This window comes from Ktedonosporobacter rubrisoli (genome assembly GCF_004208415.1).
Classification (GTDB): domain Bacteria; phylum Chloroflexota; class Ktedonobacteria; order Ktedonobacterales; family Ktedonobacteraceae; genus Ktedonosporobacter; species Ktedonosporobacter rubrisoli.
The window spans coordinates 1,950,093-1,969,366 of record NZ_CP035758.1; the positions used below are offsets into that span (position 1 = coordinate 1,950,093).

A 19,274-nucleotide genomic window follows, 5' to 3' on the forward strand; every position below is an offset into this window, starting at 1 on the left:
CAAAGAGCTACTCCTTTATGTGTTTGGATTGAGCGGTTGCCACAGTTCGATTTTGTTGCCATCGGGATCGTAGATCCAGGCGAAGCGGCCGTAGCTTTCATCCTGACGCTTAGGATCGATGCTAACGCCTTCTTTCGCCAGGCGGTCGAGCAGTGCATCGAGGTCATCTACGATGTAGTTCACCATGAACGAGGCATTGCTCGGTTGGAAGTAGTCGGTATTGCCGGGGAAAATGCTCCAAACGGTCATCTGCTCACTTTCAGGATTATCTTTTTCTCGCCACGGCAACATGACACCATGGCCGCTATCCGCGAGGTCGAGATGTTTTGCGTACCACTCCTGCATGTGTTGCTGATTCGCTGACTTGAAGAAGATTCCACCGATGCCGAGGATGCGGCCAGGCTTGCTCATGCTTGTTTTCCTTTTTTGTGTTTGGACAAGGGCAATGCCACTTCGGCACCAACCCTGTAGCGCTTTAACAAAAGTCCCCTGGTTTGTCTCTCTTGCTGCGTTTGTGGGGTAGATCGATCTACTCGGTCCCCTTAGCGCTCTCGCGTTGGTCACTGAGCGCGTCAGGCTGCGCTCTTTAGAGGAGTGTAGCATGCGAATCCACAAAAAACTTCTTGGATCTTGCTCTTCTTTCCCGGCTTTGCTACCCCAACCCAGTATCCTGCAGTTCCCAGAAGTGCCCTTTTTCTGTCATGATCCTGGAATATCTTGTGCTACTCTTTATCAGCATGTGAAAAGGATGAGTTAGTATCCAAATTTTGTTCACGAAATTCCAGAATTTGCAGCCTGTGCGATCATAGGCTAGCTTTGCTAAGCGCTGAGTCGGTAATTCTACCTATTACTTTGGGAGGCGTATCCGCTGGCTCTATTTTGAACGTAATATATCATGGTAGATAGTAGTAGATCGACCATTGATAAGAGAGAAGTTAGTTATTTCCCGAAGGGGCTATGGCGCTCATAGTTCCAGCGGGACTAGAATAGGTGATAAAGCGGATGTCCATGACAATTGGTCAATGGATACGTGCCGGGTTAGAAGATGTTCCCAAGAAAAATACGATTCCAGTCCTTGATGGGGTACGGGCATTCGCCTGTTTGATCGTTATATGGTTCCATATTTACCGCATTCCGCGCGATTTGCAGATCTGGCCAACGCAGCCAGCGGTACATAAAGTTCTCAATTCCTTCCTCTTCTTTGGGCGCTATGGCGTGACCCTTTTTTTTGTGCTCTCTGGATTTCTGCTCTTCCTTCCCTTTGTGAAGGCTCTCCTCTTTGAGCAAAGCTGGCCTTCTATCCGCCAATTCTATTTAAAGCGCGTCTTTCGCATCATGCCAGCATATTATCTCTCGCTCATCCTGATAGTCTTGATCTTTCAGCGTCAATACTTGCAGCCCGAGCACTGGAAAGAGCTGGGCTTATTTTTTATCTTCTTCATGGATTCGACGCAGGCCACATTTAAACAGCTCAATGCGCCTTACTGGACGCTGGCCATCGAATGGCAGTATTATATGCTCCTGCCCTTGCTTGTATTGGGGATGCGCCTCGTCGTCTGGCGCGCCAGGCAGAACTATCGCCTGTTCGTCACTATTGCCTGTGTTCTTGCCATCATTGGCTGGGGCATCTTCACGCGCTACTATGGCGCCTATTTTCTAGAACGGCATCCTACAGAGAGCTTGCTGGTGCCGCGGCCAGTGCTCGATGTTATCTTGTTCTTTACGTATGGTATTAGTGGAAAATATTTAGAGGATTTTGGCGTTGGGATGCTTCTTGCGCTCTGTTTTGTCTATGCGCGCCATCCCTCGATTTCGCCCCGCATCCGGCAAGTTCTACAAAAGCTAAGCCCCTGGCTCTGGGGTGTGGGCCTGTTCTGCCTGCTCATTATGGTGCTGTGGAGCTATAATCAGAGCTATCCCAATACCTGGCCCCTCTTCAGCCAGCCCTGGCTATTCCAGTATTCGTACCTGATCAGCGAGCTCTGCATTTCTTTTTCCTTTGGCCTTTGCGTGCTGGCACTCCTCTTTGGACCAATGCAGCTCAAGCGACCCTTTGAATGGTTCCCTTTGCGCGGTCTGGGCTTGATCTCCTACAGCCTGTATATGTGGCACCTGCCTTTGCTGCTCATATGCATGCAGCGTGGGCAGTCCTGGATGGAAGGCTGGTCACCAGAGCAAGCATATGGTGTTTACTGGCTCTGGGTTCTGGTAGTTGTTATCCCCTTCTGCTTCTTATTCTACCGCTGGGTCGAGAAGCCGGGCATGAAGCTCGGCGAGCGCTTTAAGCGTCCACGAAGCGAAGCCGCCCTTGTGGCCTCTGACAATAAGGCTTCCCTAGTTGAACAGGGCAGGCGGCGCGAATTCCCAGAGCTGGAACGTAGCACGCGGAGCTGGGCTGATTGAACGGAACCGGCAGAGCGCTTTCGTTTCTTATGGATACTATGAGCTCTCCCTGGGCGGCTTTTTGGCGTGGCCTGCTTCTCAGCTAGCTGGCTGGCAGCGGTGCATCGAAGAATTCGGTGAGTATTGGCAGCAGCAGATGGGTGCGCGTCATGATCCCATGATAGGGAGGAGCCCAGCCCACATGCGTTGTGGCCGGCAGCACTGCCAATGAGGAGCGCGGCAGGCCGGACAGATCACCATCCCCCTGACCGCCGCCCAGCAGAGCAAAGAACTCAAGCATGTGCGGCAGGCGCAGGCCGTCAGCATCTCCGACCACGATCAGAGTAGGAGTTTTGAGAGCCGCCACGTCTGCGCTCCAGTCGTAGTCGGAGGTTACCATTTGCCTCACCTTAGCCACCACGGTAGGCCAGGCTTCTGGCAGCGGAGAGGTCCGCAGATAGGCCTCGTGAATTGGCGTTCCCGCGAACGCTTCGGGGCTTATGGCGTTCATGGCCTCAAGGTCTTCGGGATAGCGCCCATCTCGTTTAAAAGGGGCTGAGGCCACGGCAAGTTTGCGCACCACCTTCGGATGTCGGATCGCGGTTTGCAGCGCGACGCCGCCTCCCAGAGAGTAGCCGAAAAGATCGGCCTGTTGGAGGCCAAGGGACGCAATGAGCGCAGCGATATCGTCGGCCAGCGCCTCGTAGGACAACTGGCGATCAATGTCAGCGGTATGCCCGTGTCCTTGCAACTCAACCGCAATGACCTGGCGCTTCTTGGCGAGCAGCGGCACTATTTCTCCCAGCGCCTCGATGGTCCCGAAAGAGCCGGGAAGCACTACTAGCGGCTGCCCGCTCCCATGGAGTTCATAGTAGAGATCCAGGCCGTTGACCCGAGCGTAGTTGCCACTCTGATTCTTGTTGGTAGTCATATGAGGCTCTCCGTTTCTTTAAGCCGATACAAGGCTCGCGGCCATTTTCTTGAAATATTGAGTATGGCCCAATTTGGATATATCCATCATTTCTTTCCTCTCTTTGCTTGTGAAATGCTGAATAGAAACAGTATAAAGCAGAAACCTGAATAAAACTACTCCTATCTTGCCCTCCCACAAGAAGCACAAGAGATCGAGCCTTGCCGGTTGGTTCCTGTATAAGATCCCTCTTAATCACCGCCTGGCACGCGCCCCCTTGCCATTTTTGTTCAATTGGGCAGGGCACCTAAAGCCGCGCAATGTACGACACCCTCCCCTAAAAGCTATTAGGCTCGGCTAGTTACTGTGATGCTCGCTTAAGTGCGATACCGCCTTGACATTACAAGAAATTTCGAAATATAATAACCTAAGAAAAATTGGAATATAGTAGCAAGGAGTGACGAATTATTATGCGTCTTGGATTACAGATCCCTAACTTCACCTGGCCAGGTGGACCCGAGCAGCTTAGCGAAACCTATACACGCATCGTCAAACAGGCCGAGCAGGTCGGTTTTTATAGTCTCTGGACAATGGATCATGTCTTATTGCCGCCTCGTATCGGACCAATCGAGGGAGAGGTAATGGAGGGCTGGAACGCCCTGACCTTTGCTGCAGCCCTGACTGAGCGCATCAAGCTAGGTGTACTGGTAAGTGCAGTAACATTTCGCTATCCCGGTCTGCTGGTAAAGTCTGCCACGACCCTTGACGTGCTCTCGCGCGGACGAAGCTATTTTGGCCTTGGTGCGGCCTGGTATGAGGAGGAGAGCCCCGCTTATGGCATTCCCTTTCCCCGTGTAAAAGAACGCTTCGAGCGCCTGGAAGAAACCTTGCAGATCGCACATCAGATGTGGTCTGGGGATGAGAGACCATATGCAGGAAAACATTATAAGCTTGCGCGCCCCTTGAACTCTCCCCAGCCCTTACAGAAGCCGCACCCGCCTATCCTGATTGCAGGTGGCGGAGAGCTCAAGACCCTGAATCTGGTAGCTCGCTATGGGGATGCCTGCAACATATTCTCAGATGGAGATTCGCTGACAATACGACGCAAGCTTGAAGCCCTGCGCGAACACTGCGAGACGTTGGGCCGTCCCTATGAGCAGATTGAGAAAACTACGCACTATACGCTGCTCAACCTGACGGCCGATGGACGCGATGGCTCTTTCTCGCCTGCTGCCGCGATTGAACACTTCGCCCAATTGGCCGAGCAAGGTATCGATCAGGAGATCTTTAGCGTACGCAACGTCCATGATCCGAGGACATTTGAGCTTTTAGCCGAGATCATTGCTGCAGTCGAGAAGATTCCCGTTGCTGGACGTTAGAAGCGTCAATCTCTGGCATTGTATATTGGCAATACTATTATGAAGCGCTTATAATGTTGCCAGCGTATAATGCCATCCTTCCGGGGGCCTTGAGCCGGCATTTTCAGGCTTGTTACCTATGAACTCTTTTAGCCGGCTTCCCCTTTAACAAACTCTCCTTGTGTCCGCCAGGCTTGCAGAGATCAGGCCAAACGCGAGCTGCCAGGTGTACTTCAGGCAGTCCATAACCGCAGCTTACCCATAAATGTAGCGCAAATGGTATTACTTTCGACCTCAGCTTATTTCTCTCGCCATATTATGTGGACCACACTGACTATTCGACAGGCAGAACAACTGAGGACGAGCGTAGGAATGGCGAGAAGAATGACACTACTCCACGCGAAGAAATCAAGAGAGACGGCAATCGAGGGCTATGCTATAATGGCAATGGCAAAAAGTTACTCCTGCATCTAGCAAAGCAGATGGAAGCAAGATGCAAAAAAGGATGAGGCACAACCTCTAGAGCTGCCTGGAAGGATGCTATATATGCTCGGCCAGCCGAAAATCTGGTTTGCCCGCTATCGGTCCCGGATTCTCTGTATTGGAGGATTGGCCCTTGCTTATATAATACTGGTACTGGGTTACCACTTAGCCGTACAGCCAGATAGCTATTCCTCAACTTTACATATACTATGCTTTACCGGGCTACAAATTGGCTATGCGATAGCGCTCTGGTGGCTCTTTCAGAGCCATGTTCCACTTATGCAAGAAATGGTTTCCGTGGAGAGACAGCTAGCCTTCAAGTTGGGCCTCCTGACGGTGCTCACATTGGTATGTGGCTGGCTGTGCTCGGGCAAAATGCACCTCGATTGGCCCCTTTACCTGCTCACGATCACGATCTATTGTGGTTGGCTACCCTTTCGTATGTCCCTCTTGCTCTCCTTGCTGCTCTATGCGCTAATGGGAATTAACCTGCTCTTTGCCTTTAATGGAGACGGCCGACAGGCGCTGGCCGTCTGGTTCTCGCTGCTCTTCGTTTTCCTGGTTGTTGTGGCCTTGATGTGGCTGCTGCGTCTCTTGAACATGCAGAAAAAGCGCGCGGAAAGCTTAGCAGGCAGGCTTGCCCAGTCAAGCCACGAATTGGAACAGGCGCAGCAGCAACTGCGCGAGTATATGCAAAGAGGCGAAGAACTGGCCAGGATGCAGGAACGGGAGCGCCTGGCCCGCGAGATCTATGATGATCTGGGCCGTTCACTTTCAACTTTAAACAGCCAACTTGCCATGGTGGCAAAAGTCCATGAGCGCAGTCCGCGTCGGACAGCAGCAGAACTGGCCGACGCGCGCCAGATGGCGGCTCAGACTTTACAGGAAGTACGTAGTGCTGTGGCCATGCTGCATCCTGAGAGCATCGTTACGCTCAGATTAACTGAGGCATTTATGCAGCTGGGAAGGGATTTTGAGCACGCCAACGATCGTATTTCCCTTACCCTCGATCTGAATATACAATTGCCCCCACTCTCTCCCGAGTTACAGATAGCGCTCTATCGAGCTGCACAGGAAGCCTTAACCAATGTGCGCAGATATGCGAAGGCGAGCGAGGTTCTGCTACGTCTGCGCTGCGAGGACGAGATGCTAGAAATGGCTGTACATGATAACAGCCCTGTTACAGGAATTGCTGAGCAACGCACCACTCACCTTGACCTGTTGAACTTACGCGAGCGTTTCGCGCTTCTCGGGGCGAGGTAACTTATGGTCCTGTGGAGGCAGAAGGCTACCAGATAACTATACGTGTGCCGACCTGGGCCAGGCTGCGTGAGGCAGGGAAGCAAAAACCATAAAGGCCTCAAATGCTCCATTCTATTTGCGCCGCCTAGAAAGAGTATAGAGGCTTGGCGGGCGAGTGTACATCACAATAGTGATGGGTGATGAAAGCGATATTCCTGGGAAAAAGAGTATAGCCAAAAAAACGTAGAAAGAACTATCTATAAAGTATTTCTGGGCCGGCCTCTCAGCCTCCTCTTCCCCGGATCTCAGGGATGCTGAAGCGCTTAGTCCCCAAGAGCTGAAGTGCTTAGTCCCCCAAGAAATGCGCTTCCTACGCTTGTTAGTTGCCGGGTGTTCCAACCTTGAAATTGCCAGCAACCTGGTAGAGACTGTGAACACAGCAAGACACAGGTCCGAAGCATTTATCGCAAGCTGGGTATCACCAATCGCGTTGAAGCCGCTGCCATCGCTAGCTATCTATACCTACTTCTAACCTTTCCTTTGTATCTCAATCACCCTCTTAATCAACCAGTAGAATGATGCCTGGTCACCCGCCTGAGGCCTATACTCTTGCTAAAGGTAAAGGATATGCCTGAGCAGATCGAGCACCTCAAGGCTGTTCTTGCCAGTCAAGCTCACTAAGAGCCGTGGGATTTCCGAACGCGCTCTTTTACTAGAAGGATTTCGTCGTATGAATACGAACGCTTATAGGCGCAATTCAGTGTCAGGGCCTTTTCCTATTGGGTTAAGCATTGCTGCGAATAGAACTATCGTGTGCATTCTAACGTATGATCGTGGCATGTCTGGTTTTTACACAACAGGCCAGAACAATACCAGGCTAGGAGACGATCTATGAGTACAAGCACATCCTTTTCTTCCACATCATCGTCTGCTCCCCAGCCAGGAAAGCCTCAACTCAAGGGAGCTGCGCTAGCTAGCGTAATTAGCGCGCTTCTACTTTCTCTGCTCTTAGAAGCCCTGGACCAGACGGTTGTAGGCACAGCCATGCCACGCATTATTGCCCAGTTACATGGATTGGACCGCTATACCTGGGTAGTGACTGGTTATGTGCTGGCATCCATGACCATGATCCCGGTAGTAGGTAAGCTCTCCGATCAATTCGGGCGGAAATGGTTCTTGTTGGGTGGGACTGCTCTCTTTTTGCTGGGATCGTTACTAGCGGGAACCTCACAAACGATGAACCAGCTGATCGCATTCCGTGTGCTGCAAGGCGTAGGTGCTGGTATGGGCATGGCCCTGGTCGCAACTATCTTTGGCGATCTCTTCGAGGCGGCGGAGCGCGCAAAATGGATGAGCGTGTTTGGCATTGTCTATGGCGTCTCCAACCTCTTCGGTCCGGCGCTAGGCGGATGGCTTGCCGAGAACGGTCCGCTGCTGGGGGGCCTGGTCACGGAGAGCTCGCGTTGGCGCTGGGTCTTCTATGTCAACTTACCTATAGGCCTTCTGGCTGTACTTGCCCTGCTGATCTTCCTGCCTTCCAATCTCTCGGAACGTACGATGAAAGCGCGTGGCTGGGCCAGTGTGCGGCACATCGACGTGCTCGGGGCAGTACTATCGGCAACTGCCACTATCTGCTTGCTCTTAGGGCTCACCTGGGGCAGCTCCCAGATGTATGCCTGGTCATCTCCGCAAGTGCTCGCCGGACTGCTCATTGGTATCGTATTGTTTGGCCTTTTTCTGCTTACCGAAAGCAAAGCCGAAGAGCCTATTTTACCGCTAGCGCTCTTTCGCAATCAGGTCTTCAGCGCTGCTGCCGTTCTCTCTGTGCTACAGATGATGATATTAATGGGCCTGGCACTCTATCTACCCCTTTTCTTACAAGGAGTACTGGGTATCTCGCCGACAGCTGCAGGTCTGGCCATGACGCCACTCTCCATTTGCATGGTGATTAGTGGAACCGGTAGCGGGGCCTTAGTGGGAGTGCTCAAACGCTATCAGTTGATAGCCATTTTGGCGGCGCTCATCATGACTCTCGGCTGTCTGTTAATCGTGCTGATGAGTGCATCTACCAGCCTTGGGCTGGCGACCCTGTTCATGATGCTAGTAGGTCTGGGCTGTGGCGTCTTCTTCACGTTGCCAATGTTAGCGGCGCAAAATGCTCTTCCAGTCCAATATCTGGGAGTTAGCACTGCAGCGACGCGCTATCTGGGGCAACTGGGGGCAATTCTGGGCATTGCTATAGTTGGCACAGCTGTGAATAGTGCTATTTCTGGCGATCTATTGCATAATCTGCCCACAGATCAAGCCGGGAAGCACTTACTCTCCCATGCTTTGCAGCTTGGCTTTCTGGCGGTTCTGGCTTTCGCCATAATTGCTGTAATCGCCACTATCTTTCTAAAGGATATCCCCTTTGGAAGAGCTTCTTCTCCAGATGTATCAGGGTCAGAATAGTCCTTCATGATTTCACTAAAGGGAGTGCCCATGAATATAACGGCTAGTGTCTGCCATTCAGCGGCTCTGCTAAACGGCAATTGAACCCATACAACTTGGTTCATGGACATTAATCATAGGGTGGTAAGTTGCCATCCTATTGATCCTGCCAGCGCTGTGAAGTGGCGAGCACAGGTGTAGGGAAGGGCTATACCTGTGCTCGTGCTTCGTGTTTGTTTGTTCCACAGTTTGCATATTCGCGGCAAATAGATTATCCTCTTCCCTGAAGCGTGGGTCGTAGCAAAGGATTCAATTGCGGGATTGTGGCGAGAACACTCTTTATCATCCCACTTTCGCTAATTTTTACGTTGGCTATTGGAGGAGCTTCTATGAAGTATAAAATTGGCGTTTATGGCTCATTTGAGGCGGCCAGCAGCGACTTGCTGGCCAGGGTGGAAGAGCTAGGGCGCGTACTGGCCGAGCGCGATGTTATTGTGGTGACCGGAGCCTGCGCCGGGGTGCCGCTGGCTGTGGCTACCGAGGCCGCGCAGCGTGGAGCAGAGATCTGGGGCTTTAGCTCAGAACTAAATCAGGAGGATCAAGAACGGGTTCATAAGCATAAAGCTGCGCTGTATAGCAGGATTTTTTATGTGCCGGCGAATTATCGTGAGCTTTTTTTCTTTACGCCAGAGGATACGCATGCCTACGACTTCTACATTCGCCTGCGCTATCGCAATGTGCTTTCTACAGCGCACTGCAATGCCTGTGTGCTTGTCTCCGGGCGCTGGGGAACCTTGAACGAATTTACTGCTATGATGTATGATCGTGGTAAAATTATTGGCGTGTTAACCGAGACCGGCGGCGCAAATGATGATCTGGAAGCGCTGGTGAACAAGATTGGCACCCAGGGCAAGGCCGATGTGATATTTAATCGCTCACCACAGGAGCTTGTAGACGCATTGCTACGCGAGCTGGCTGTTCGTCAAGCATGATTTGGAAGAGCGGGATGAGTCGTTAGGCAGGGACAAAACCTGCCCCTATAAGGGATCAGTGATGGAATTTCGTCAACTCAGCTATTTTCTGGCGGCCGCACAGACGCAGAATTTTCGTAAGGCCGCCGAGCTGTGCCTAGTTGCCCAGCCAGCACTAAGCCGTCAGATCGCTGCTCTGGAAGCCGAATTGGGCGTGACGCTATTCAAACGCGTCAAGCAGCGGGTCATGCTTACCTCGGCTGGCCTGGAGTTTGCGCGCTATGCCAGGAGCGCCCTTGACCAGCTGCAACAAGGGCAACTGGCCATGGTCCATATCCAGGAGGGTCAGGAAGGCATTGTCACCCTGGGCTGCGTTGAGCCGCTGGCTACAGCATTTCTTCCCGCTCTCTTTCGTACCTTCCATCAGCACTATCCGCGCGTGCGCCTTAACGTGCATGTCTGCCGAACCGATGAAGTGCTGAACCTGGTGGAACAGGGAGATGTTGATCTGGGCTTGATCTTTCAGCCTACCCTGCGCCCGGATGTGCTGGTCATGAACGAATTGTTTAGACAATCACTTTATCTCCTGGTGCCTGCGCAACATCCCTTTGCCCAATATACATCTCCATTGGCGTTGGAGCAGATCGTCACTGAGCCCCTGATATTTTTACGCGAGACCTCGCGTCTGCGGCGTAGCATCGAGCGTATCTTGAGCCAACACGGCTTAAGCGTTGAGCCTGTGGTAGAGATTGATTCACTGGCGGGACTCAAAGAGCTGGTCAGACAAGGCTGCGGCGTAACCATTATTCCTCCAGCCCTGCTCGAAAGCGATCTTCGTGAGCGCGATATGGCTATCGTGCCGATTGCGGATCTGACCGAGCAGTATATCTTTGCCCTTGTTTATCGCCGTTTCGGCTGGGTCTCAGGACCAGCGCGCCAGTTTATCAAGACCGTAACCGAAACGACAACCTTCAAGAATAAGCCTGACAGGGCACAGGAAAGTTAGCCCTTGTCGAGGGTCTCTTTGAAGCGCATAATGGTCTTGATGTGCTCAGCGGGCGACTTGAGGCCCATATTCATAGTGTTGATGGTGATATGGGTGGCGCCAAGCTTTTGCCAGCCCTCCACCTGCTCAATGAGCTCGTCAAAGGAGTATTGGGCAGCCTCCAGGCGCGGCTCGATCCCAATGGCGTGAGGATCGCGTCCAGCCTCGCGCGTATAGTTGCGCAGGCGCTCCAGCGTCTCCTGCATTTCTGCATTCGGCTTGTGTGGGAATGGGAACCAGCCATCGCCAAGGCGAGCGACGCGACGTAAGGCAATATCAGATTTACCCCCAATCCAGATAGGGATGTTATGGCGAGGAGGGAGGGGATTGAGGCCGGCTTGGCTGATGGTGTGGAAGCGACCCTTGTAGGTCACGCTTTCCTGGCTCCAGAGCAAGCGTAAGACCTCGATCTGTTCGTCGATGAGGCGTCCGCGCTGATGGAAATCCACTCCCAGCGCTTCGAACTCGACCTCGTTCCAGCCCACTCCAACACCCAGACGCGTCTTGCCAGCGGTGAGCAGAGCGATCTCGGCGGCCTGCTTGGCCACTAAAGCTGTCTGGCGCTGAGGCAGGACGAGGACGGCGGGAACCAGCTCAAGCTGACTAAAGGCGGCCAGATAGCCGTAGAGCACAAAGATCTCGTGGAAGAGATGCTGGGAGGTATACTTCTGCCAGCCGGGACGATGGGTGATGTCGGCGCCCAGGACATGATCGAAGGCGATAAGATGCTTGTAGCCGACCCCTTCGGCAGCCTGGACGTACTCGCGAATGGCGCCTGGATCGGCCCCGATCTCAGTCTGGGGAAAGGTCACACCTAGCTGCATAGTTGCTACTGCTCCTCTTCTTTACCGCAAGGCAAAGAGCATTTCAGATGGATTTACTCAATTTTATTATATATAACACTTGAGAAGGCGACGATATTTCGCGCAACACGCAAGATCGCTGGCACAAGCCATGCCAGAGCTTGCAAGCCTGCGCACGCTGGTCTTCATAGGTACTTATAGCTGCCAGGCCAGATGCACTCTTATGGAATAGGATTTTACATATATTCTGGGACAGTCTCCCTTGTCGTCATCTTGTCTCATTGGTAATGGTTAGCTCGTTGTTAACGCTTCGATTTTCTCATATTGTCCTTTATCTGCTGTTATCTTTCCTTTAGCTCTACCGCGGCCTGCTCAATTGAGCAGGCCGCAATGCCTCAACAGTGGCTCGATCGCATGAAAGGCAGCCGCCTCTGCCGAGGCAAGCCGGTGTTAGTTGAGTGCCCAGACCTGTACAGTAGCTTGAGGGGAAGTGGAATTGCTTGGTCCGCTTGCAGAGACCAGCCCTTTGCTATCGGGGGACCATGCCAGCGTCGTGATCGCATGTTGCGCGTCAACCTGTCCGAACTTTGCCACCTCCTTCTTTGCCTGAACATCGTAAATGGTGATTGCGCCTGTGTTTCTTGCAATGTATTTGCCATCCGGGGACCAGGCAAGAATCGTATTCGCGGTCCGCTTATCAGCATTCACCGAACCTACTGGCTTTCCATCAGCAGTCGAATAAAACTCTATTTGATTCGTTTGGTCTAAAGCTAATAGAGAACCATCCGGTGATAACGCGGGTCCCCCACTAAAACTCGATAGCTTGCTTACCTGCTTCTTAGTATTGAGATTCCAGATAGCGAAGCTCGGCTTTTTTGTGGCTGGATCTATAGAATACACTCCAACAGTTTGGTTGTCAGCTGATAACACAAACGGTAAATTGTTAGTAGGAAGCGCCCAGAGCATGGTGAGATTGCTGCCATCTGGAACATTAATGCTCTTGATACTCGAATTAAATTTATTGGGGATTGAAGTGTTATCGGAGGTGAAAATGATCTTGTTGTTATCAGAAGTCCAGAATACATCGTCAACTATAGTTGCCTGCAATTGTGCGAAAGTCCTATGCAGAAGAGTATGTCCTTGATGGTCGACTACATCCAGCGCTTGGTTGCCAAGCATTGCTAATTTGCTCCCATCGGGTGACCAACTTACGGAGTGCATCGTTTGCGCTTGCGCTGATGCTGCCATTTGACAGTTAGTAGCCGAGGCAAACTGCAAAGTTTTGGAGCCAGATGCCGCTAGCTGCCCTTGAGTAGACCAGGACAGCTCAGGCCCCAAGAGCATGTTAGTGGTCCCAATACGGCTATGAAATTGCCTGTTCTCAATAGCTGTGGTAAAGGTACATATCTGTTTCGCACTGCTTATGGCTTGTGACGATTGCGCCTGTCCCACTGCATCTGCAGCGATCGAGGAGGCATTGGCCGCCGTCTGGAGAGGCGACTGGCAGGCGGAGAGGACGAAGCTCAAAATCGCAAGAAAGGCAACTGCCGTGATAGGGCCAAGAGCAACCCCGCGCAAGATGGAGCGACACTGCTTCGGTTGAGAGGGAGGAGGATAAGCTCCACTTCTCTGCGATGGACTAGTCATAACATAACCTCTTTCCTTTAATTTCGTATTACATGCTTTCCCTTGCCGCCCTTGCCTGGGAACAACAACGCTCTATTCCTGGCTTTGCCACAGGCAGCCTCTCATACGGTCAAGTGCCTGCGAGCTTGCCTGCTCAAGCTGTTGAGTACCTGCATGTAACTGCGGGCTCAGGCGGCTTGTCTGGCGGTTGTGCTCTCGTTGAGCTCAAGCATCTGTTTCGATGGCTTTCAGGCATTCTCTTTCAAGAGAAGCAATATTTGAGCTCTCAATGTGTATTTCGCCACAGGCACAAAAACGTCACATTGCCCCTTACGATCTATCCATCTTGGTGATATGGCACGAGAAGTCTCAGTGGGCCCGGCATGTTTTCTCTCTGTTTTTCAGCTCGACAAGAGAAGAAGGAGGAAACATCAGAAGACGTTGCAGATCAGTCAGATCTAGAGGGAAGGTATGATATATCGGTGAGGGGCAGAATTCTGAAATTGGGAAGGCTTTGCAGACGAAAACGGAGGGATGGATTTGCTCGCTGTTCCCCTTTGTAGTACCCAAGGGGATGCCGATATTTCGTGCAACGTGCCGGATCTCCGGCACATCTCGTGCCAGGGCTTGCAAGCCTGTGTATGCTGGTTTGCACAGGTACGTATAGCTGCAGATACTCCCTTTCGCAAGAGCTGGGGATTGCGTAGGCGCTCTTTGCAATCCTACGCTCTTTCGCGCCAGCGCGTTTGATCTGCCCCGCGGCTATACAACAGGCATCAGACAGGCTCGGCCTGCCGCGAAGATTTAATTGAAATGATCCGGCTGGTATACTGATCGCCCCAGGAGAGCATTGCTAGCAAGATGGGTTCCAACGTCTTGCCAAAATCTGTTAGCGAATATTCGACCTTCGGAGGGATCTGTTTATAGATTTCGCGGTGGATAATGCCGTCTATTTCTAATTCGCGCAACTGAAGCGTTAACATCCGCTGGGTGATTGCGGGAAGATAGCGCCTGAGATCGCTGAAGCGCAAAGGCCCATCCAATAATTTATAGAGGATGATAGCCTTCCATTTTCCCCCGATCACGTCAAGCGTTGCTTCAACAGGACAATTGTACTGGCAGAGCTCTTTTTTTGCCATGGTTTCCTCCAATAAGTACCTTTTTTGATACTATAGCACATTGATGTGCGTACTTGTGCAAATTATTATACCTGGGCTATACTCTGACTTGAGATTCTCATCTTCCAGCAGAGGGATTGTAGTTCTTAGAAGGAAAGGACCATAGAAATGGTGTTAAGCAATACAGTACGCGAGGCTCTGACGGCTGGCCATCTGGCTCATCTTGTAACACTGAACCCAGACGGTAGCCCCCAGGTGAGCATTGTCTGGATTGGCCTGGATGGCGATGAGATCGTCTGCGGCCATGTTCCCCTGCACAAGAAATTGCGCAACATTCGGCGGGATGCGCGGGTAACGCTTTCGTTAGCAACAGGTGGAAAAACCGGAGGGCTTGATAACTATCTTGTCGTTAATGGGCATGCCAGAGTTACCGAGGGTGGTGGGCGCGAGCTGGTGAACCAATTGGCACAGATTTACATGGGACCAGGAGCGAAGTTGATACCCGATGAGGCGCCGACTGGCTATATTACCCATATCGCTGTCGATAGCATTCATGGAATCGGACCCTGGAGTGAACAGCCTCAATAGAGCGTAACGCCTTCCCGTTGGGATCGCCGGCATTGTTTGACAGAAACGATGGTCGCTCCCAGGAAGGGAAGCGGCAGCTAGCCAGGTGTGAGGCGGATCCAGCCCAAATAGATAGCCCATCCTTGCTATCAGTTAAGAGAATCAGTTATACTAGTATCAGGAAGAGTTTTCTTCAGGTGACTGGCGAAAGAACGTGGAATTACCACGGGGGAACCTGAAGAGCAAACATGTATGTAATCAGCCGCTCGCCTGGGCTGGGGCACCACAAACAATGGTGCCTTTTTTGTTGAGCCAAAACAGGAGGAGCCGAACGGATGTTAAACGAAAAGCTTGCTTTACACACACCCGGTCCTACGCCCATCCCGCCCCAGGTAGCCGCCGCCATGGCCCGACCCATGATCAACCACCGCGGCGAAGCCTTTAGCGCTATCTATCGCGATGTCGCCGAAAAGCTGCAGCCAATCTTTCAGACGCGGGAACAGATATATGTTATCCCCGGCTCGGGGAGCAGCGGTTGGGAAACGGCTATGGTCAACTTTGTTCCGGTAGGCGCCAGGGTTCTCAATATCGTGATTGGCGATTTTGGCGAACGCTGGGTCAAAGCCAACAAGGCGCTCGGCTTTGAAGTGGCGCGCCTGGACTATGCTGCGGGCAGCAGCGCCAATCCTGCGGATGTTGCTGCTCTACTGGGGAAAGAGCAGGGCACAATTAAGGCCGTCTGCTTGCAGCAAAACGAGACGAGCACAGGCGTTTTCAATCCAGTACGTGAGATTGCGGCTGAAGCTGCCAAACACGGTGCGCTGGTTATCGTGGATGCTATTTCCAGCCTTGGCGCTTTCCCTTTTGCCATGGATGAATGGGGCGTTGATATAGTATTCACAGGCTCGCAGAAGGCGCTTATGTGTCCTCCGGGCTTAATGCTCATTGCCGCAAGCCAGCGAGCCTGGAAGGCCGCCGAGCAGATTCGCAATCCACGTTTCTATCTCGATCTGCATGCCTATCGGCAGGGCTTCGAGCGCGCGCAGACCCCTTACACGCCGGCCTTATCCCTCTACTACGGCTTGCAAGCCGCCCTGGAAATGCTTCACGAGGAAGGCCTGGCCAATGTCCAGGAGCGCCATTACCTCATGGGCAAAATGTGTCGGGAAGCTATCAAGACGACAGGACTTGAATTATTGCGTCAGGATGAGCAGTTTGCTTCTCCTACAGTTACCGCGGTCAAATTTACGCAGGGCATCGCTGCGCGCACCTTCCGCAGCACGGCTTCTAAAGTCTTCGGCGTCGTTCTGGCCGGTGGGCAGGGAGCTTTGAAGGAAACGATTTTCCGCATTGGCCACATGGGCTATATCACACCTAATGATGTGCTGGTGGCTCTGGCCTCGGTCGAAAATACTCTGGCCTATCTCGGCTATCCGGTTGAAACTGGCAAGGCTGTGGGCGCAGCTCAGGCCGTCTGGCTTGAGCATGTACGCCAGGAGCGCTAACCTGGCAAGCTGGTTTTAGCTGCAAGAAAAAGCGTAAGTTGCGGGAAAAGCCATACGGGGCCAGTGGAGAGCGGGCTGACCTACCTCAGCACACTACACTGGCTCCTTTTCCTTATATTTACGTAAGGTTAGCAACGGAAGCTAGTTACACCTGTGCTGCTACCGCTATATCCCTTTCTGCAGCTTTGCGCCAAATCCAGCCGATACCTACAACCACCACACAGAGTATAGCCCCGATCAGCATAGCATTAGAAGGCCCTCCCAGGCTTGATAACCAGCCCATCAGCATATATCCCAGGGGAAGGCTACCGTCAAAAAAAAGCACCTGCACGCTGATCACGCGACCGTGTAAATGGCCTGGTGTGACCATTTGCAGCATTGTCATAGCCTGTGAGGCAAAAATGCTCTCAGTCAGGCCGATGCCAGCAATGAGCACTAGTGAGAGAAGATAGAGATGTGAAATTGCAAACGCGACTTCGAGTATTCCAAAGAGAAGCATACAGATCAGGAGACGGAGCGCCGTCGATTGCTGATTTCTCCAGGCCAGCCAGAGAGCGGCCAGCAGGGAACCGATGCTAGCGGCAGCATCAAGGAAACCATAGCCCTTGACGCCCGAGTGTAGCACGTCTGTGGCGATCAGGGGAAGTACAACGTTAAAGTTCGAGCCAAAGAGCAATACCAGCCCGCCTACGATAATCGCTAATACCATGGCCGGCGTTTTCCAGACATAGTTCAAACCCTCGTGCAGGCTCTGCCATGTGCTTTGCTTCTCAGTATCTTCAGTTAGTTGTTCTGGCGTCTGGACGTAGAGATTCCGTGTCCTGATGAGGACAAGGGCCACAAGCACGGCAACAAAGCTGATGGCATTGAGCAGAAAAAGGCTAGTAACCCCACTGGCGGCGATAATCAAGCCTCCCAGGCCCGGGCCTACGATACGTGTTAGCGTGGCGATGGAGGAGTTCAAGGCTATGGCATTGGGCAGGTCCTCGCGTCCTACCATCTCGATAATAAAGGCCCGCCGCGTTGGCAGGTCCAGGCAGCGGGTAAGTCCCAGGAGCAGGGCCAGGATATAGAGGTGCCAGAGCTCTATGCGCCCGCTCGCGACAAGTGCCCAGAGCGCAAAGGCCTGCAGCATGGCGCCAGCTTGCGTGAGAAATAAGACCTGCCGCTTAGGCCAGCGATCGGCAAAAATGCCGCCAAAGATTGAGAAGAGCAGGATCGGCACGGCCTGTAGAGCGCCGACCAGGCCAAGCTGCCAGGCACTATGCGTCAGTTCAAGCACCAGCCAGACTTGCCCGATACTTTGCATCCAGGTGCCCAGCAGCGAAACCAGTTGCCCAAAACAATAAAGACGAAAATTGTATTGACGTAATGAAGTAAAGGCGCGCCATAAACCTTTACCCGGTGGTCGTGGTGCGCCGATCGGAGGCACTTCTTTTTCCGCCTCACGCTCAGAGATGCTTTGTTCCCGAGAATGAGATGAGGACTTCTTCATATAGATATTCCCTTCTTCAATAAATACTCGTATAATTGCAATCCATTAAGCTCTTTGGAGTGAGCGAAGAGGCAAGTTATGCCAATATCTTGCATGCTAGAACTGCAGGCATCGAGTATACAGAAGGATGTGGGAAAAAACACCGTGCAAAAGAACGATGTGGAGTCTTGACAAGAGTGCTACAATTATATTGAGAAAAAAGACCTTTCCCCTGGGGTGCTGCAAAGTAAATTTCACTATTTATCAAATCAAAGAGTACTTCCCTGGCTGAGACGGTTCCCAAGGCAACACATTGCCTGCTGCTGCCCACGTATGGGAGGTTCTGCTCAGCGGCCACAATGAGCAGAACCCTGGAAATCGCTTTCCACATTGGGACTGTTAGTCCCTAATCCCGTTTACCTCAGCGCTTCAGCTCCCTTTACATAATCGAACAGGCGTGAGATGCTATCGCCGCCATGGCCCCCGGCGATAGCGCGATCTGCAAGAGCTTTAACTGCTTTGAGAAGGCTCACATCGAGACCACGAGCCTGGCTGGCCTCGATGATATGCGCGATGCCTTCAGCTTCCATACGCAAGTTGTCTTGCTCGCCAGAGTGCTGAGCATTGTCGATATTATTGGCAAGCGTAACCATGATACTGGATAGAATGGAAGTAAAAGCGTTTGCGTATGGGAGAAAGGCTGCGGCTGGAACGTTCTCTGAGTTGACAAGAGCGAAAGCGTGGACGATACTTGCCATGCTGGAATAGAAGATGTCAAGCAAGGCCAGATCGTAAAGAGCGGCAAGGCCAGGGTTAGCGCCGAGATAGGCGGAATTGCCGCCAAGGGCTTTTAGCGTCGTCTGATGGGCCTCGAAGAGAGCCTGAGGTCCACTGTAGAAGATGAGCGCTTCGGGCTCTCCAATGACCACGGTCGGAACCAAAATGGCACCATCCAGGTAATTGATGTTATGCTCGGCTGCCCATGCAGCGGCCTCGCGCGCACGTTCTGGCGTATCTGAGGTGAGGTTTACAAGAGTTCTGCCCGTTAGGCTGCTAGCAGAGGTGGCGAAGATTTCGTACATAGCTTTGTAGTCTACCAGGCAGACAACTACAAGCTGACTGGCTGCTACTGCCTCTGCAGCAGTGGAGGCGCGCAAGGCTCCACGGGCCACCAGAGCATCAGCCTTCTGCGGCGATCTATTCCAGACGGTTGTAGGATAGCCTTTGTTAAGAAAGGCTCCCGCCAGGGCCTGACCCATGGCGCCAAGGCCGATGACTGTAACCGATGGAAGTTTCTCATTTGTGTTCTCATAGCTGTTCATATACAATGCTCCTCTTAATTGGTTTGTTTGAACGATCC

Annotated in this window: 15 protein-coding genes and 1 riboswitch; of the genes, 8 read left to right on the forward strand and 7 right to left on the reverse strand. The window is 52.4% G+C overall.

Annotated features, from left to right (window positions below; translation table 11 throughout):
* Positions 1-15: 15 nt before the first annotated feature.
* Positions 16-411, reverse strand: a complete 396-nt coding sequence (locus EPA93_RS09010; protein WP_129886735.1) for a VOC family protein — start codon at positions 409-411, stop codon at positions 16-18.
* A gap of 597 nt (positions 412-1,008) precedes the next feature.
* On the opposite strand from EPA93_RS09010, the gene EPA93_RS09015 reads away from it, so the two are divergent.
* Positions 1,009-2,403, forward strand: a complete 1,395-nt coding sequence (locus EPA93_RS09015; RefSeq protein WP_165422973.1) for an acyltransferase family protein — start codon at positions 1,009-1,011, stop codon at positions 2,401-2,403.
* Positions 2,404-2,485: 82 nt separating this feature from the next.
* Here the strand turns inward: EPA93_RS09015 and EPA93_RS09020 are convergent, their stop codons facing one another.
* Positions 2,486-3,313, reverse strand: a complete 828-nt coding sequence (locus tag EPA93_RS09020) for an alpha/beta fold hydrolase (RefSeq protein WP_129886737.1) — start codon at positions 3,311-3,313, stop codon at positions 2,486-2,488.
* Between the two features lie 449 nt (positions 3,314-3,762).
* Between EPA93_RS09020 and EPA93_RS09025 the strand changes: the two genes are divergently transcribed.
* The 5 genes from EPA93_RS09025 (at position 3,763) to EPA93_RS09050 (ending at position 10,782) form a co-directional block, all read left to right on the forward strand.
* A complete protein-coding gene (locus tag EPA93_RS09025) occupies positions 3,763-4,671 on the forward strand; it encodes an LLM class F420-dependent oxidoreductase (protein WP_129886738.1) in 909 nt (302 codons plus the stop codon).
* A gap of 525 nt (positions 4,672-5,196) precedes the next feature.
* Entirely contained in the window at positions 5,197-6,396 is a 1,200-nt protein-coding gene (locus EPA93_RS09030; RefSeq protein ID WP_165422974.1) for a sensor histidine kinase, read from the forward strand.
* Positions 6,397-7,266: 870 nt separating this feature from the next.
* Positions 7,267-8,826, forward strand: coding sequence for an MFS transporter (locus EPA93_RS09040; protein WP_129886740.1), 1,560 nt, complete (start codon positions 7,267-7,269; stop codon positions 8,824-8,826).
* Between the two features lie 368 nt (positions 8,827-9,194).
* Complete coding sequence (locus tag EPA93_RS09045; protein ID WP_129886741.1) at positions 9,195-9,797, forward strand: SLOG cluster 4 domain-containing protein; 603 nt, start codon at positions 9,195-9,197, stop codon at positions 9,795-9,797.
* 61 nt (positions 9,798-9,858) lie between these two features.
* On the forward strand, positions 9,859-10,782 hold the full coding sequence (locus EPA93_RS09050; RefSeq protein ID WP_129886742.1) for a LysR family transcriptional regulator: 924 nt from the start codon (positions 9,859-9,861) through the stop codon (positions 10,780-10,782).
* On the opposite strand, the gene EPA93_RS09055 is transcribed toward EPA93_RS09050, so the two are convergent.
* The 3 genes from EPA93_RS09055 to EPA93_RS09065 form a co-directional block, all read right to left on the reverse strand.
* The gene (locus EPA93_RS09055; RefSeq protein WP_129886743.1) at positions 10,779-11,645 is read right to left on the reverse strand and encodes an LLM class F420-dependent oxidoreductase; all 867 of its coding nucleotides are present in this window, start codon (positions 11,643-11,645) and stop codon (positions 10,779-10,781) included. The two genes, EPA93_RS09050 and EPA93_RS09055, sit on opposite strands and share 4 nt — an antisense overlap.
* Before the next feature lie 429 nt (positions 11,646-12,074).
* Positions 12,075-13,271: a WD40 repeat domain-containing protein gene (locus EPA93_RS09060; protein WP_129886744.1), complete on the reverse strand. Its 1,197-nt coding sequence runs from the start codon at positions 13,269-13,271 to the stop codon at positions 12,075-12,077.
* A gap of 755 nt (positions 13,272-14,026) precedes the next feature.
* Positions 14,027-14,389: a winged helix-turn-helix transcriptional regulator gene (locus EPA93_RS09065; protein WP_129886745.1), complete on the reverse strand. Its 363-nt coding sequence runs from the start codon at positions 14,387-14,389 to the stop codon at positions 14,027-14,029.
* Positions 14,390-14,536: 147 nt separating this feature from the next.
* Between EPA93_RS09065 and EPA93_RS09070 the strand changes: the two genes are divergently transcribed.
* Together EPA93_RS09070 and EPA93_RS09075 are read left to right on the forward strand one after the other, a co-directional pair.
* Positions 14,537-14,956 carry a PPOX class F420-dependent oxidoreductase gene (locus EPA93_RS09070; protein ID WP_129886746.1) on the forward strand — a complete coding sequence of 140 codons (420 nt, stop codon included), beginning with the start codon at positions 14,537-14,539 and terminating at the stop codon, positions 14,954-14,956.
* 166 nt (positions 14,957-15,122) lie between these two features.
* Positions 15,123-15,218, forward strand: a riboswitch (ZMP/ZTP riboswitch).
* Positions 15,219-15,270: 52 nt separating this feature from the next.
* On the forward strand, positions 15,271-16,440 hold the full coding sequence (locus EPA93_RS09075; RefSeq protein ID WP_129886747.1) for a pyridoxal-phosphate-dependent aminotransferase family protein: 1,170 nt from the start codon (positions 15,271-15,273) through the stop codon (positions 16,438-16,440).
* A gap of 145 nt (positions 16,441-16,585) precedes the next feature.
* Here the strand turns inward: EPA93_RS09075 and EPA93_RS09080 are convergent, their stop codons facing one another.
* Positions 16,586-17,935 carry an MFS transporter gene (locus EPA93_RS09080; protein ID WP_129886748.1) on the reverse strand — a complete coding sequence of 450 codons (1,350 nt, stop codon included), beginning with the start codon at positions 17,933-17,935 and terminating at the stop codon, positions 16,586-16,588.
* Between the two features lie 395 nt (positions 17,936-18,330).
* Complete coding sequence (locus EPA93_RS09085) at positions 18,331-19,236, reverse strand: NAD(P)-dependent oxidoreductase (protein WP_129886749.1); 906 nt, start codon at positions 19,234-19,236, stop codon at positions 18,331-18,333.
* Between the last annotated feature and the right edge of the window lie 38 nt (positions 19,237-19,274).

Bases quoted from the DNA above. Each gene is read 5' to 3' on its own strand.
- EPA93_RS09010 (WP_129886735.1), bottom strand. From the start codon at position 411: ATGAGCAAGCCTGGCCGCATCCTCGGCATCGGTGGAATCTTCTTCAAG.
- EPA93_RS09025 (WP_129886738.1), top strand. From the start codon at position 3,763: ATGCGTCTTGGATTACAGATCCCTAACTTCACCTGGCCAGGTGGACCC.
- EPA93_RS09050 (WP_129886742.1), top strand. From the start codon at position 9,859: ATGGAATTTCGTCAACTCAGCTATTTTCTGGCGGCCGCACAGACGCAG.
- EPA93_RS09045 (WP_129886741.1), top strand. From the start codon at position 9,195: ATGAAGTATAAAATTGGCGTTTATGGCTCATTTGAGGCGGCCAGCAGC.
- EPA93_RS09020 (WP_129886737.1), bottom strand. From the start codon at position 3,313: ATGACTACCAACAAGAATCAGAGTGGCAACTACGCTCGGGTCAACGGC.
- EPA93_RS09055 (WP_129886743.1), bottom strand. From the start codon at position 11,645: ATGCAGCTAGGTGTGACCTTTCCCCAGACTGAGATCGGGGCCGATCCA.
- EPA93_RS09030 (WP_165422974.1), top strand. From the start codon at position 5,197: ATGCTCGGCCAGCCGAAAATCTGGTTTGCCCGCTATCGGTCCCGGATT.
- EPA93_RS09060 (WP_129886744.1), bottom strand. From the start codon at position 13,271: ATGACTAGTCCATCGCAGAGAAGTGGAGCTTATCCTCCTCCCTCTCAA.
- EPA93_RS09080 (WP_129886748.1), bottom strand. From the start codon at position 17,935: ATGAAGAAGTCCTCATCTCATTCTCGGGAACAAAGCATCTCTGAGCGT.
- EPA93_RS09040 (WP_129886740.1), top strand. From the start codon at position 7,267: ATGAGTACAAGCACATCCTTTTCTTCCACATCATCGTCTGCTCCCCAG.
- EPA93_RS09065 (WP_129886745.1), bottom strand. From the start codon at position 14,389: ATGGCAAAAAAAGAGCTCTGCCAGTACAATTGTCCTGTTGAAGCAACG.
- EPA93_RS09015 (WP_165422973.1), top strand. From the start codon at position 1,009: ATGACAATTGGTCAATGGATACGTGCCGGGTTAGAAGATGTTCCCAAG.
- EPA93_RS09085 (WP_129886749.1), bottom strand. From the start codon at position 19,236: ATGAACAGCTATGAGAACACAAATGAGAAACTTCCATCGGTTACAGTC.
- EPA93_RS09070 (WP_129886746.1), top strand. From the start codon at position 14,537: ATGGTGTTAAGCAATACAGTACGCGAGGCTCTGACGGCTGGCCATCTG.
- EPA93_RS09075 (WP_129886747.1), top strand. From the start codon at position 15,271: ATGTTAAACGAAAAGCTTGCTTTACACACACCCGGTCCTACGCCCATC.